The sequence below is a fragment of the bacterium genome (assembly GCA_026398675.1).
GTDB lineage: Bacteria > RBG-13-66-14 > RBG-13-66-14 > RBG-13-66-14 > RBG-13-66-14 > RBG-13-66-14.
The window spans coordinates 13,322-27,449 of the sequence record JAPLSK010000150.1; the positions used below are offsets into that span (position 1 = coordinate 13,322).

Sequence of the window (14,128 nt, forward strand, 5' to 3'; positions counted from 1 at the left end):
ACCGGTCCCGGTGGACCGAGTTTGAGGTGGTACGATGAAGCTGCGCCCCAAAGTTCTTCTCGTGGACGACGACTCCGGTTTCTGCGAAACGGCCTGCGACGGTCTTCTGCAAGAGGGCTACGACGCCCGTTTCGCAAACACGGGTAGCGAGGGGGTAGAGCTCTTCAACACCTGGCATCCCGACGTCGTTCTCCTGGACCAGATTCTACCCGACACGAACGGGCTCGAGCTTTCCCGCCAGTTCAGTCAGACCGACCCCGGGGTGAAGATCATCTTCATCACGGCGTACGGCTCCATCTCCGACGCCGTCGAGGCGGTGAAAACCGGGGCCTACGACTACCTGACCAAGCCGCTGGAGATGGAGGAGTTCTACCTCAGCGTGGCGAAGGCCTTCCAGCTCATCGATCTGGAACGGCAGCAGCAGATACGCAACTTCCAGCTCTCCCACTCCCCGGCCAACGACCAGCTTACGGGCAACTCACCCGCCCTGCGGCGCATTGACCGTCTAATCTCCCTGGCCGCCCAGAGCGACTCCACCCTTCTAATCACCGGCGAGACCGGGGTGGGGAAGGGCGTGGTGGCGCGGGCCATCCACCGCTTGAGCGACCGCGGCGAGGAACTGCTCACGCTCAACTGCTCGGCGATTCCCGAAACCCTCATCGAGAGTGAGCTCTTCGGCCACGAGAAGGGCGCCTTTACAGGCGCGTCCAACCGCCGCAAGGGCGTCTTCGAGCTCGCCACGGGGGGCAGCCTGCTCCTGGACGAGATTGCCGAGATGCCGTTCCGCCTGCAGAGCAAGCTCCTGACCGTGCTGGAGGAGAGAAAAATCCGCCGGCTGGGCGGCTCCGTCGAAGTACCGCTGAACGTGCGGGTCATCGCGACGACGAACCGCAACCTGGTCGAGGAGATAAAGCAGAGCCGATTCCGGGAGGACCTCTACTACCGCCTGGCGGTGATAACCATCCACGTGCCTCCGCTGCGCGAACGCTCCCAGGACATCCGCCCGCTCTGCCGCAACCTTTTACACCGTTTGACGGGCGGCGCTTTCACCGAGCTGCCCCCGGAACAGTTGCAGGTCCTGGAGGCTTACCACTGGCCGGGCAACGTGCGCGAGCTGCGCAACGTGCTGGAGAGGGCGTTGATTCTCGCCGGCGGCGGAGAACCGGACCCCGCTGCGCTTATTGAAATCAGCGCCGCGAATGTAGCCGGCGCGTTGGTAAGCGCCGAAAAACCCATCCGTCCCCTGGAACTGGTGGAGCGGGAGCACATCGAGCGCGCCCTGGCTCTCAGCGGGGACAACAAGACCAAGGCGGCGAAGATGCTGGGGATATCCCTCTCCACGCTCCGGCGCCGCCTGAGCGACTACGACGGCTCCGACAGCCCATAGGCGTGGAAAAAGCCGATACGGGAAGGCCGCCCTCGGGTGGCCTTTTTTATACCCCTGCTCCGGTGTTTTATATTTCGGTGGCCCTTGACGACCTTAATTTTTCGTGCTAGATTAAATTAGCCTTGGGGAAGGTCTAAAAAAGGGAGGATAAAATGGACAAACCCAAGTTCTTCTCTTCTCTTCTCTTCTCTTCGTTTTCGTGGCGTTCGGGCTGATTTCCTGTGAAGACTCCCTCTCTCCATCAGAATATTCACCGTTACAGAACGGGGAACCACGAGTAGAGGGTGATGAAAAACCCCTTACTTACGGTTTCTGGCGGATTGAGGGAATCATTGACGCCCCGCGCGACTGGAGCCCCCAGATGGATCCCGACCTGTTCCAGATCTGGTTCGGCGCGACCGAACCCGTGTGGTCGCTCCGCGAGTCCGGGATCGATGCGTATATTTCTTTCGCACTGGTCTTCAGCGGGCTGAACGCCAACCGCTGGGCCTTCACGGCTGAGGGGCCTATCCCCTACGAAGGCGACCCCTGGCACTCCTACTTTGATCCCCCCGCCCCTTGGTGGTCTCTTCCCGACGATACCCCGCCGACGTTCATGCGCACCTGGGTCCAGGGGTACAAGTGGGTGGAATGGGGAGGCGGCTGGTCGTTGGTGCTGGCGGACGAGGACTGGTCATTCAGCCCGAAGAACTACGCGGACGGCATTCCCCGGCCGAATTGGAAGTACGGCCACGCTTATCCCAACGGCCCGCAATATTACTGGGCCTGGGATTCCGTATATCTCGACCTAAGATAAGGAGGTAACGTCATGACCAGGGCTACAATCCTTTTACTCTGCGCCCTTACGTTTTCGGCCACGCTCGGCTTGGCCGACGACGACCTGCAGGTCCTCTGGGAGAACCCCTACGATTTCTCGTCGTTGGCCGGCGGTTTTGCCAGCTACGGCACGTACAACACCCAGGACGACTTCACCCTGGAGACCGACTCGGTGCTCGAGGCCGTCGAATGCTGGGCGTTTTACTACCTTGGCGATCCCGACCCCCACCCCCAGCCCTTCTACGTGAACCTGCGCTACGACCACTACGGCATGCCCGGTGAAACCACGACCACTACGGCATGCCCGGTGAAACCTACGCCGCCAATTATTCCTACGATGTGGAAGAGACCTATACGGGCGACGATTACATGGGGCATCCCGTGTACCACTACCGGTTAAACTTGATAAACGACATCGGCGTTGAGGCCGGGACGCCGTTCTGGCTCGAAATCTACTCGGTGGCCGAGCACTTCGACTGGGGCACCAGGAGCACCGGAAACCTCTACTACATGTGGGACCAATGCGACTTCTCGGCCTTCTTCCGCCTCCTGGGCACGCCCCTGGACACCGGCGTCCAGACCGCGAGCTGGGGGGAGATCAAGGCGGGGTTCTCGAATTAGAGCCCAGATCGCCGTTCACGATTGATACACGCCGACCGGGAGGTGCGAGATGCGTGCGTTTGTTCTTGTGTTGACCCTCGCCTGCGCGGCCGCCGCTCTGGGTGGCGTATCGGCGACTCCGGCCCCGCCGCCACCCGACCTCGATGTCCTCTGGGAAAATCCCTACGACTACGAGCTGTTGGTGTATGGCCTTCTCAGTAATGGCAGTGATCACACTCAAGACGACTTCACCCTCGAGGAATCCGGTGTGGTAAAGGGCTTCGAATGCTGGTTCTGCTATGACGGCAACCACCCCCAGCCCTTTACGGCCACGATGTTCTACGACTACGACGGCAAGCCGAGCGGCAGAAAATGGATTGCCGACATCTCCGACGTAACCGATACCGACACCGGCGATGACTTTGGTGACCTCGACGTGTACCACACAAAATTGCTCCTGGACGAAGGGGACTACGTCTTCATCGAGGCCGGTGCGACGTTTTGGCTGGAGCTGTACTGGACGGGATTTTACTACGGTGTCTGGTTGTGCGAGTCCGGTGGAAACGCGCACTTCAACGGCGATGAGTACAACCTCTCCACGTTCTTCACCATCCTGGGCGTCCGGTCGGGCGAGTACGTGGAGGCCGTGAGCTGGGGGGAAATAAAAGCCACCTTCTAAAGGAAGGCCGCCCTCGGGCGGCCCTTCTTTTTAGTATAATCTCCCAGAAGAATAGCTGAGGACGAGCGAATGACACAGATGCGGGACGCATCGGTCCTGGTCACCGGGACTTCGACGGGCATCGGCCGGGCCGTGGCCCTGGAGCTGGCGCGCCGGGGGTACCGCGTTTACGCCGGGGTCAGGCGGCCGGAGGATGCCGAGAGCCTTCTCGCCACGGAGGTGCGGCTGACGCCGGTGATGCTCGACGTGACCCGGCCCGACCAGATCGCCGAGGCCGCCCGTATGATTGCGGCCGATTCGGGCGAAGCGGGGCTTTTCGGCCTGGTCAACAACGCCGGGGTCAACGTCTCCGGCCCGCTGGAGTTCCTGCCACTGGAAGACCTGCGCCGCCAGTTCGAGGTGAACCTGTTCGGCCAGCTCGCCGTGACGCAGGCCCTCCTGCCGCTTCTGCGGAAAGCGCGGGGCAGGGTGGTCAACATCGGCTCCGTATCCGGCTGGAGCGCCATGCCGCTCGTCGGCCCCTACTGCGCGTCGAAGTTCGCCCTCCGGGCCCTGAACGACTCGCTGCGGCTGGAGCTGCGTCCCTGGGGAATTTTTGTGATTCTCGTTGACCCGGGGCCCATCGCCACGCCCATCTGGGAAAAAGTCCGACGGGGGGACATCGGGGCGAAAACTGAAATTTTTCCGCTGTACGGCCCGATGATCGAGCGGGCCCTGGCGTTCACAGCCCAGACCGTGGCCCGGGCCATCAAGCCCGAAAAGGTGGCCGAAACGGTCATCCGCGCCCTCGAGAGCCGAAGGCCCAGGCCCCGTTATCTCGTCGGCTCCACCCTCCGCAGCGGACCGTTCGTGGAAAAGCTCCCCGTCCGCCTCCGCGACTGGCTCATCGCGCACTTTATCCTGCGGGATTACCCGAAAGTGTGATGAAAAGGAGGTCCGGCGGACCTCCTTTTAAAAAAACCAGCAACGAACCACTCAAGGCAGGCCGACCACCTCCCCGCAGCCGTTGAAGGCGGCCAGCTCCTCCCGCTTCCCCCTCAGCGCGCGTTTCAGCTCCTCCCCGACGCGCACCCCATCCTCCCACCACAGCCCCTGCACCAGCAGCTTTTTCGCCTGCCTGTCCGCCTTGGCGTCCACCCGGCCGACAAACTCCTCCCCCCGAAGAATCGGCAGCGCGAAGTAGCCCATCACCCGCTGCGACGGCGGCTTGTAGCACTCCAGGGCGTAGTCGAAACCGAAGAGCCGCTTGACACGGTCCCGCTGGATGACGAGGTTGTCGAAGGGGCTTAACAGGTGCAGCCCTTCGATCGGCGCGTCGTCCATCCCATCGAGCATCTCCCGCAGTGCGAAGAGCTCCGCATCCAGGCCCTCGACCCGCACGGGAACCGCCTCGCCCTCTTCCACGAGCCGGTCCACGTACTTCCGTTTCTTCGGCGACCGCCGCAGGTGAAGGCGGATGTCGTTCAGGGTAACAACTCCGTGGGCGGCGATCGCTCGGCGGGTGAAAAATAGCTCACGCTCGTCCTCGTCGGGAAGCGTGGTGTCCACCCAGTCGGGCAGCACCCGTTCGGTGAGGTCATAGAACCGCTGGAACTTCTCCCGGCGGTCCACCATGAGCCGTCCCTGGGTGAAGAGGAGGTCCAGGGCTATCTTTGCCGGTTTCCACTCCCACCAGCCCTTGCTCTTGGCCGTGCCGCCGAAGTCCCTGGCCGCCAGGGGGCCCTCGGCGCGGATACGTGCGTACACCTCCTCCATGAGCTTGGCGTGCTTTTTTACGAAGGGGGCCTGCCAGCTCTGCCAGTCGGGGAATGAGCGCATCTTGCCCAGGTAGAAGCGGAAATCCGCCAGCGGCAGGTAGCACATCGCGTGGCCCCAGTACTCGAAAATCTTCCGGTCCAAGGCTAAAAGCGCGTCCAGGTACTCCGGGCGGTAGTCGGGCAGGCGGGTCCAGAGGGTGTGGTGGTGCGCGCGCTCGATGACGTTGACCGTGTCTATCTGCACGTAGCCCAGCCGCTCGACGCAATTGAGCGCCCCCTCCCGACCGGGGGGCAGCCCGGCGTCGCCGTCCAGGAGCTGGCACTTCAGGGCCAGCCGCCGCGCCTGGGATTCGCTGAGACTCGCGTGTTCCGCCATATCCGTCTTGTGAGAGAGGAGATTCGATTATACACAGTCCGACGACCGAGGTGAAAACGCCGGCCAGCGGTACGCCACGTTTTCCCTCTCCCTTTCAGGGAGGAGCATTCGCTCACGGGCTAGGGTGAGGGTCGAGGTTTGGTGCGACAATAGCTCCCCTCTCTCTGTGGGAGAGGGGATGGGGGTGAGGGCTGCCTTAAAAAAGCGGCGGGGATAGGAATCCCCGCCCTACGGTTGTTTAACCTTATCGCGCAATTACCACCCGCCGGGTGAGGGCACCCACCGGGCGCGGTAATGATTGGGAAGAGAATCACAATTTAACACCGGGCCGATGGTGTTATAATAGCGCCGGGACAAACGAGGGTGAGGTTTGACGTCCCACCAGGGTCGCATTAAGCCGCGCCGGGTGTCCCCGAGTGAACGGAGCCACAGATAAGCTCACGCCCGGGTTGGGCGTTTTTCTATACCCCGGGACTTCGCCAAGGAAGAGGGTCCAGGATGACGTTGCGCAGACGCATTCTTATCGGATACGGCATCCCGCTCACGCTGATCGGGCTCGTTCTGGCATTGGCCATCTATCATCTTTCGCTGCTCAGCTACGCCATCGAAGGCATTCTACGCGAGAACTACAAGAGCATCCAGGCGGCGTCCCACATGATCGAGTCGGCCGCCAAGCAGGAACTGACGGTCTACGAGGGGCTCACCGGCGGTGATCCGGACAGCCAGGTCCACCTGCTGGAGGAGCAGTCGGACTTCCTGCAGTGGCTGGGGCGGGGGCGGGACAATATCACCGTCAGCGGCGAAGGGGCGGTGATTGACTCCATCGAGCAAGAATACACGACCCTGCTCACCCGTTACCAGGATCTGAACCGGCTGCTCGTCGTCAACCCCACCGCCGGGTTGCAATACTTTCGGCAGGCCTTGGTTCCCCAACTGGATATAGTACGGCTGAAGGTCAGCACCCTGCGGGAGTTGAATCAGTTGCGGATGTACCAGGCCAGCACCGACGCCCAGGAGCTGGGGATGGAGGACGTCTGGTCCATGGTGCTCATCGGCGGGGCGGGGCTCTTGATCGGACTTGGGTTCAGCGTGCTGGTGTCCAGGATGCTGGTGAAACCTATTGACTACCTGACGGAGGCCACGCGGCGGCTGGCGGAGGGGGATTACTCCGTCAAGATCCCGCTGAAGAGCAACGATGAGTTGGGGCGGCTGGCCGACGAGTTCAATAAAATGACCGACAAGCTCGGCATCTATCAGAACATGAATCTGGAGCAGCTGGTCAACGAGAAGCTGAAGAACGAGGCGATCCTGGCGGGCCTGGATGACGGGATCGTGGTGGTGTCCCCCGAGCTGGAGGTGTTGAGCGTCAATCCCGCCGCTCGGCGCATTTTCGATTTGGGATACGAGAAGGTGGAACGGCGACGGCTCGGGGATGTGATACGACAAGAACGGTTACTCGAAAGGGTGCGGCAGACCGTCCAGCAGGGGCGTCCGCCGGACCCGGACGACGACAATGACGTCATCAGTCTGCGCCGACAGGACGCCACACGCTACTACTCCTTCACCATTACACCTGTCCGCAACCACGAAGAGGAACTCTCAAGCGTGGTGGTGATGCTGCACGACGTGACGCGCCTGAAGGAGCTCGACCGGCTGAAGAGCGAATTCGTCCTGTCGGCCTCTCATGAACTGCGCACCCCACTCACCAGTATCGGGATGAGCGTGGAGCTGCTTTTGGAGAACACGGCGAGCCGGCTGAACGAGAATGACCGTGAGTTGCTGGAGGCGGCGCGGGAAGAGGTGGCCAGACTGAAGGAACTGATCAGCGATCTTTTGGATCTCTCCAAGATCGAGTCCGGGCGGATCGAGATGGTGATAGAGCCGGTGTCGGTGCGCGCCCTCTGCGAACGGGTGGAAGCCCTGACCCGGGCGACGGCCCTCGAGAAGCACATTACCCTGGAATTGCGCCTTCCCGACGATTTACCCGAGGTGCGGGCCGACGCCGATAAGATCAACTGGGTGCTGAGCAACCTGGTGGGCAACGCCCTGAAGTACGCGCCGCGGGGCGGCTGGGTCCGCCTGGGGGCCCAACGGGTGGGGGAACGGGTCCACCTGTCGGTGCAGGACAATGGTCCGGGCATCGCCCCGGAGAATCAGTCCCGCATCTTCGGCAAATTCGTGCAGGTGAGGGGCGAGGAGCAGGCCGACGGATCGGGCTTGGGATTGGCCATCGCCAAGGAGATCGTCCGCGCCCACGGGGGAAGCATTTGGGTGGAGTCTGTCCCCGGCCAGGGGAGCATCTTGATGCCGGGGATGAACGGGCTGGAGGTGCTGCGGCGGATGCGGGAGCTCCGCTCCGAGGTGCGGGTAATCATCATCACCGCCTACGGCACGATCGAGAGTGCGGTGGAGGCGATGAAGCTGGGGGCGGTGGACTTCATCCAGAAGCCGTTCACCCCCAAGGAGATCCGCGAGCTGGTGCAGACGGTGCTCCAGCGCGGCGAGCTGCCCGCCGATGCCACGGATTACTCCACGGTGATCGAGCTCTGCAAGCGCTCCATCAACGAGGGGGACTTCACGGCGGCCCTCATGGCGGCGCGTCGGGCGGTGTCCCTCAACCCCGCCTCGGCGGAGGCCTTCAACCTGCTGGGGGCCCTACTGGAGATAGACGGAAAGATGGACGAGGCCATCCGCTTCTACCGTACTGCGGTCAGCCTGGATGAGTCCTACACCCCGGCCATGGCCAATTTGGAGCGCACCACCACCATCGGTCGCGACGGCGCCATCTCCCTCGACGACATTTGATGAACCGCTTTTTACCCCGCTCTTTATGCTGACTCGCGATGAGGTGGGCCGATGCAGGACAACAAGGGTCGGATGAACGGCAAGTACATCGTGATCGTGGGTTGCGGCCGATTGGGTTCCTATCTGGCCGACACCCTCAGCCGTTTGGGAGCCAGCGTGGTGATCATTGATCTGCGCGAGGAGTCGTTCACGCTGCTCTCCCCGCACTTCGGGGGTTTCCGGCTGACGGGGGACGCCGTCGAGTCGGCGGTGATGCGGCAGGCCAAGCTGGATCGGGCCGACGTGCTAGTGGCCGCCACCCATGACGACAATGTCAACCTGATGGTGGCACAGACGGCGCTGAAGGTCTTTAAGGTGTCGCGGGTGTTGGCCAGGGTGTACGACCCTCGTAATGATGACATCTACCAGGAGTTGGGCATCGAAACTATTTGTCCCATCACCATCGCCGCGGAGCTCTTCCTGCAGGCGGTGACCGAGGGTCGGCTGCCTGGGGGGGAGCGATGAGAATCATCCTGGCCGGAACGGGGCGGACCATCTACTACCTCTGCCGGACCTTCATCTCCAAGGGCTGGCGCGTCTCGGTGATCAACCCCCGGGCAGAGGAGTGCCGCGAGCTGGCCCAGCGCCTCAAGGCGGTCGTCGTCCATGGCGCGCCGGCGGACCCGATCCTGTTGGAGGAAACCGGGGCGCTCGGTGCCGACGCTTTCCTCGCCGTATCCTCGAGCGACGCTGACAATCTGGTTTCCTGCCAGCTCGCCGCCCTCCGCTTCGGCATCCCGCGGGTGCTGGCCCTGGTCAACGACCCCGACAACGAGGATGTTTTCCGCCGCCTGGGGGTGGAGGCCTTTTCCCCCACCCCGATCATCGCCGGGTTGGTTGGAGAGCGTTCGGCGCTGGACGGCATCATCAACCTGCTGCCGGTGGCGGGTGGGGCGGTTAACATCACCGAGCTGGAGCTGCCCGCGGGAGCGCCGGCAACGGAACAGCCGCTCGGCCGGCTGGTGCTGCCGGAAGAATCCCTCGTCGCCTGTCTGGTGCGAGAGGGCCGCCTGATCCTTCCCGCGGTAACGGTGGAGCCTCACCCCGGCGACCGATTGATCGTCGTCACGCTTCCCGGCAACCACGGCCGGGTGCTTTCCGCCCTCCTGGGTCCGGAGCGCTGACCCATGGGAACGACACTGGAAATAAGTTCTCTGCGGTTGCGCTACCGGTCCATCCTCTCCCTCACCGGAGCCGTGTGGGCGATGGTGGGCGCCTTAATGCTGGCTCCGCTGGCGCTGTTGCTGTTCTATCCGGAAGAAGCCCCCCAAACCACCGCGTTCCTTTATCCGGGGCTGGCCTTCTGCGTCCTGGGGCTCGCGCTCTGGCGCGGATTGCGTCCCCGGGAGTCCGTCGACCTCTCCTTCACCGAAGGCGGGGTGATCGTCCTTTTAAGCTGGGTCGGCGCCTGCCTAGCCTCGGCGGTGCCCCTGATGATCGCCAACGGCCTGAGCTTCACCCAGGCCGTTTTCGAGAGCGTCAGCGGCTGGACCACCACCGGCCTCTCGGTGGTGGACGTGACCCAAGCCGGGCCGCTGATACTCTTCTGGCGCAGCCTGATGCAGCTCTCGGGCGGCGCGGGGCTGGCGATCATCATGCTTTCCGCCCTCACCGGGCCGACGGGTCCCAGCGTCTCCTCCGCCGAGGGTCGCGAGCAGCTCGTACCCCACGTGCGCCGCTCCGCCCGCCTGGTGCTCATGATCTACGCCATCTACAACGTCATCGGGATTACGGCTCTCACCTTGGCGGGGATGAGCCTCTTCGACGCCGTCAACCACACCTTCGCCGCCCTCTCCACCGGCGGATTCGGCACCCATCCGGAGAGTTACGGCTATTGGGATTCCCCGCTACTCGAGGCCATCACCATTGTGTTGATGATCGCCGGCAACCTGAGCTTCGTCACCTCCTATCACCTGTTGCACGGCCGGCTGCGCACCGTGATGCGCAACGGGGAGGTCCGCCTACAGGCTTTGGTGCTGCCGGTCTGTATCATCCTGCTGCTCTTAGGCACCACCCTCGCGCTCTATCCCACCTTCGGCAAGGCGCTGCGGGTCGCCGCCTTCGAGTCCGTCACCGCTCTCACCACCACCGGTTTCTCCACCGTCGGATATGGAAGCTGGAACGGTCTCGGCTTCCTGATTATGATCGCCCTGATGCTGATCGGCGGCGGCACCTGCTCCACGGCCGGCGGCATCAAGCAGATGCGCGTTTACCTCCTCTTTAAGTCGTTCATCTGGGAACTCAAACGCCCTCTCCTGCCCCGCTCCGCCGTCATCGAGCACGCCGTGTGGGAAGGCGAGCGGCGGGTATTTATTCAGGACGGCCGCCTGCGGCAGATCGGCGCCTTCGTCACCCTTTACCTCTTGACCTACCTCGTGGGCACCCTCATCCTCGTCGCCCACGGCTATTCCCTGCGCGATTCGCTCTTCGAGTTCGCCTCGGCGCTCGGTACGGTGGGTCTCTCCGTCGGCGTCACCCTGCCCGGCGCCCCGCCGGCCGTGCTGTGGACGGAAACCCTGGGGATGTTCCTGGGCCGCCTTGAGTTCTTTGTCATCTTCCTGAGTGCCTTCAAGCTCATCCGGGATGTCCCCCGCCTGATCTGCTCCCGTCCCGCCCGCGGATGACCGAGGTCCACCCCCGCGTGCGTGGAGATACCCTCGTCTGTTGTTCGTCAACAACCTGACCTGCGGTCCCCACCCACGTGTGGGGATACCATTATCAAGACTGTAAGTAATCAGAAATATAAATAACCACCTCAATTGCGTGAGGTGGCGTAACTGTCTGGAAATCATGTTGATCCGACTAATTGAGATGTCAGGGGCCTTCTCATTTATACACCGTATCCTCATCTCCTGGGCGATTTGAGGGTGTCTGATGGCATCTTGACCCCGTCCGACGGCGGTGTTACAGTTCCCCGCACGCCGCTGTAGCTCAGCTGGTAGAGCAGCTCACTCGTAATGAGCAGGTCCTCGGTTCAAGTCCGAGCAGCGGCTCCACGACCCCCCGCCGGGGGTCATTTTATTGACTCTCCTTTTCCGTTATACTTGCACCCGACACGGGTGCACGGGACAAAGGGACGAGGGCTTGCTGAAGAACTGGCGCTTCTGGCTGGGCGTGGTCATCTCCGGGGGGCTCCTCTGGTGGTTCTTCCACGACATTGACCTGGAGGGGCTCGGTCAGGGTTTCGCCCAGGCCAACTACCTGATCCTCGTCTGGTGGGTCGTCCCGCTGGCGGCGAGCTACCTGTTGCGCATCTGGCGCTGGAAGCTTTTTCTGGACTCCATCCACCCGGTTCGGTTCGTGAACGCGGCGAGCGGGACGATGATCGGCTTCATGGCCAACGGGCTCCTGCCGTTGCGGGCGGGGGAGCTCATCCGGCCCTACGTGGTCGCCCGCAACTCGGGGTACAAATACTCCAGCGCGCTGGCCACAGTCATCTTCGTCCGCATCCTCGACGGCCTCGTCATCATGGCGATTTTCATCTGGATGATCTTCCTCTTCCCCTTCGGCGGGATGGTGAAGACGGGGCTGGCCATCGCCGTGGGGGCGGTGTACGTGACGGGTTGCCTGGCGCTGGTGTTTCTTTACTACCGGCGCGACCCGGTGGCTGGTATTCTTTCGCTCCCGGCCCGTCTCTTCGGAAAAAAGGCGCGGGAGAAGGTCCGGGCGTTCTTCGTTAATTTCGGCGACGGGCTGCACATCTTCAACCACAAGGGGCGTCTGTGGGCGGCCGTGGGGCTGTCCTTCGCCGTCTGGGGCACGGCGGCCCTCTCCTACGTTCCGATTATCCAGGCGATGCCGTTCGCCGGGCTGACACCGTGGTTCGCCGCGCCGTTCACGCTGGCCTACGTATGCCTGGGCGTGGTCTTCCCCTCGGCGCCGGGGTTTTTGGGCATCTTCGAGCAGTTCGGGTACATGGGGCTCACCACCTGTGCACCGGCCATCATAGGGGAGTACGGCAAGGGCATGGTCGGGGCCTTCGCCATCCTCCTGCACGTGACCCAGGTGCTCCCGTACATCGTCGTGGGGCTCTTCTTCCTCGTCCGGGAGGGCCTGAGCCTGGAGCAGTTGCAGCGGGGCCGGCTGAAAGAGGGTTCCGGTGTGGACGCCGCGGCGGCGCTCCGGGACATGGACGACGAGGCGGGGAAAAAGCCGTGAAGTGGGAAAAGGGGCTCGTATTCGCACCCGCGACCGCCGACCGGTGGAACGACGTCGAGCGGCTGTTTCGGGACGGCCACCCGTTCCCCGGCTGCTGGTGCATGTACTGGCGCATCCGTCGCAGGGATTTCGAGAAAAATTACGGGGAGGAAAACCGCAAAAACTTCCGCCGCATCGTCGAATCCGGTGAGGTGCCGGGCATCCTGGCCTACGCCGGAGGAGAGCCGGTAGGCTGGTGCTCGGTGGCGCCCCGGGAGGCGTTTCCCGTCCTGGACCGCTCGCCGGTCCTGAAAAGGGTGGACGACGAGCCGGTGTGGTCCATCACCTGCTTCCTCATCCCGGAACGGCACCGCGGAAGCGGCCTGTCGGAGGCCCTGGTAGGCGCCGCGATTGATTACGTCGAGGAGCGGGGCGGCGGGGTCGTCGAGGCCTACCCGCTCATCCCCGAGAAGAGCAAGAACCCGGAGGCGGTCCCGGACCGCCGGGCGGCGAAAGCGCTTCAGGAACTGGTGAAGAAGGCGTCCGTCCCCCTCGTGGCGGACATCCACTTTTCGGCAGAGCTCGCCCTGTCCTCGGTGGAGGCGGGCGTCGCCGGCCTGCGGCTGAATCCGGGGAATCTGCGCGACCCCGGAGCCGTCCGCCGGGTGGCGCGGGCGGCGGTCGAGGCGGGGATTCCCATCCGGGTCGGAGTCAACGCCGGCTCCCTCGACCCCGACCTGCTGGCGAAATTCGGCGGCCCTAAACCGGAGGCCCTGGTCGAGAGCGCCCTGGGAGAGGTCCGCCTGCTGGAGGACGCCGGGCTGGAATCCATAAAAATCAGCGCCAAGGCGTCGTCGGTCACGGACACCCTCGCCGCCTACCGCCTCCTGGCGGAGAGGACGAGTTGGCCGCTCCACCTGGGTGTGACCGAGGCCGGCTGGCATGATGCCGGGGTGGTCAAGAGCGCCCTTGGCATCGGCGTGCTTCTCCTGGAGGGCATCGGCGACACGCTGCGGGTAAGCCTGACCGGTGACCCGACGGCCGAGGTGCGGGTCGCATGGGAGATACTGCGGGCCTGCGGTCTGCGCGAGCGGGGGGTGGAAATCATCGCCTGCCCCACCTGCGGCCGTTGCAACTACGACCTGGAGGGACTGCTGCGGGAGGTGGAGAAGAGGCTCTCCGACATCGTCACCCCTCTGAAGGTGGCGGTGATGGGCTGCGTGGTCAACGGTCCCGGGGAGGCCGCCCACGCCGACGTCGGCGTCGCCGGGGGCGCGGACGCGGGCGACATCTTCGTCCGGGGTGAAATCGTGGAGCGGGCAGTTCCCGCGAAAACGCTGGCGGAGAGATTGGAACGACTGGTCCGGGAGGTCGTCGCCGGGAGAGGCTGACCGAAAGCGCGCGAAAGAGAAAGGGAGAGCCGACGCTCTCCCCTTTTTTTAATGGATCGGGACTTACGCCCTCTATGGAATATCGTCGGCGGAATGGTCCACCAGGTTGGCCGCGTATAAAAGCGGCATGGGGCAGGCGTC

General features: G+C 63.4%; 13 protein-coding genes and 1 tRNA gene. 13 read left to right on the forward strand and 1 reads right to left on the reverse strand.

The features are described from left to right. The first annotated feature begins 34 nt into the window (after window positions 1-34). The 6 genes from NTW26_04010 to NTW26_04035 all read left to right on the forward strand — a co-directional run bounded on the left by NTW26_04010 (window position 35) and on the right by NTW26_04035 (window position 4,406). Entirely contained in the window at window positions 35-1,387 is a 1,353-nt protein-coding gene (locus NTW26_04010; GenBank protein MCX7021437.1) for a sigma-54 dependent transcriptional regulator, read from the forward strand. 361 nt (window positions 1,388-1,748) lie between these two features. Beyond that, window positions 1,749-2,183, forward strand: a complete 435-nt coding sequence (locus tag NTW26_04015) for a hypothetical protein (protein MCX7021438.1) — start codon at window positions 1,749-1,751, stop codon at window positions 2,181-2,183. 12 nt (window positions 2,184-2,195) lie between these two features. Next, window positions 2,196-2,603, forward strand: a complete 408-nt coding sequence (locus NTW26_04020; protein MCX7021439.1) for a hypothetical protein — start codon at window positions 2,196-2,198, stop codon at window positions 2,601-2,603. Window positions 2,604-2,605: 2 nt separating this feature from the next. After that, entirely contained in the window at window positions 2,606-2,824 is a 219-nt protein-coding gene (locus tag NTW26_04025; GenBank protein MCX7021440.1) for a hypothetical protein, read from the forward strand. Window positions 2,825-2,873: 49 nt separating this feature from the next. Beyond that, window positions 2,874-3,482 (forward strand): hypothetical protein, encoded by a 609-nt coding sequence (locus NTW26_04030; protein ID MCX7021441.1) that lies wholly within the window; start codon window positions 2,874-2,876, stop codon window positions 3,480-3,482. 69 nt (window positions 3,483-3,551) lie between these two features. After that, complete coding sequence (locus NTW26_04035; protein ID MCX7021442.1) at window positions 3,552-4,406, forward strand: SDR family oxidoreductase; 855 nt, start codon at window positions 3,552-3,554, stop codon at window positions 4,404-4,406. A gap of 51 nt (window positions 4,407-4,457) precedes the next feature. On the opposite strand, the gene NTW26_04040 is transcribed toward NTW26_04035, so the two are convergent. Then, window positions 4,458-5,615 (reverse strand): winged helix DNA-binding domain-containing protein, encoded by a 1,158-nt coding sequence (locus NTW26_04040; GenBank protein MCX7021443.1) that lies wholly within the window; start codon window positions 5,613-5,615, stop codon window positions 4,458-4,460. A 504-nt stretch (window positions 5,616-6,119) separates the two neighbouring features. Between NTW26_04040 and NTW26_04045 the strand changes: the two genes are divergently transcribed. The 7 genes from NTW26_04045 to ispG all read left to right on the forward strand — a co-directional run bounded on the left by NTW26_04045 (window position 6,120) and on the right by ispG (window position 13,987). Beyond that, on the forward strand, window positions 6,120-8,420 hold the full coding sequence (locus NTW26_04045; protein MCX7021444.1) for an ATP-binding protein: 2,301 nt from the start codon (window positions 6,120-6,122) through the stop codon (window positions 8,418-8,420). 51 nt (window positions 8,421-8,471) lie between these two features. Continuing rightward, window positions 8,472-8,924, forward strand: coding sequence for a TrkA family potassium uptake protein (locus NTW26_04050; protein MCX7021445.1), 453 nt, complete (start codon window positions 8,472-8,474; stop codon window positions 8,922-8,924). After that, a complete protein-coding gene (locus NTW26_04055; protein MCX7021446.1) occupies window positions 8,921-9,583 on the forward strand; it encodes an NAD-binding protein in 663 nt (220 codons plus the stop codon). The genes NTW26_04050 and NTW26_04055 overlap by 4 nt, the downstream gene beginning before the upstream one ends. 3 nt (window positions 9,584-9,586) lie before the next feature. Continuing rightward, on the forward strand, window positions 9,587-11,083 hold the full coding sequence (locus NTW26_04060) for a TrkH family potassium uptake protein (protein ID MCX7021447.1): 1,497 nt from the start codon (window positions 9,587-9,589) through the stop codon (window positions 11,081-11,083). A gap of 296 nt (window positions 11,084-11,379) precedes the next feature. Continuing rightward, a tRNA-Thr gene (locus tag NTW26_04065) sits at window positions 11,380-11,455 on the forward strand. Window positions 11,456-11,543: 88 nt separating this feature from the next. Beyond that, window positions 11,544-12,617, forward strand: coding sequence for a lysylphosphatidylglycerol synthase transmembrane domain-containing protein (locus NTW26_04070; protein ID MCX7021448.1), 1,074 nt, complete (start codon window positions 11,544-11,546; stop codon window positions 12,615-12,617). Next, window positions 12,614-13,987 (forward strand): flavodoxin-dependent (E)-4-hydroxy-3-methylbut-2-enyl-diphosphate synthase, encoded by a 1,374-nt coding sequence (ispG, locus tag NTW26_04075; GenBank protein ID MCX7021449.1) that lies wholly within the window; start codon window positions 12,614-12,616, stop codon window positions 13,985-13,987. The genes NTW26_04070 and ispG overlap by 4 nt, the downstream gene beginning before the upstream one ends. The last annotated feature ends 141 nt before the right edge of the window (window positions 13,988-14,128 follow it).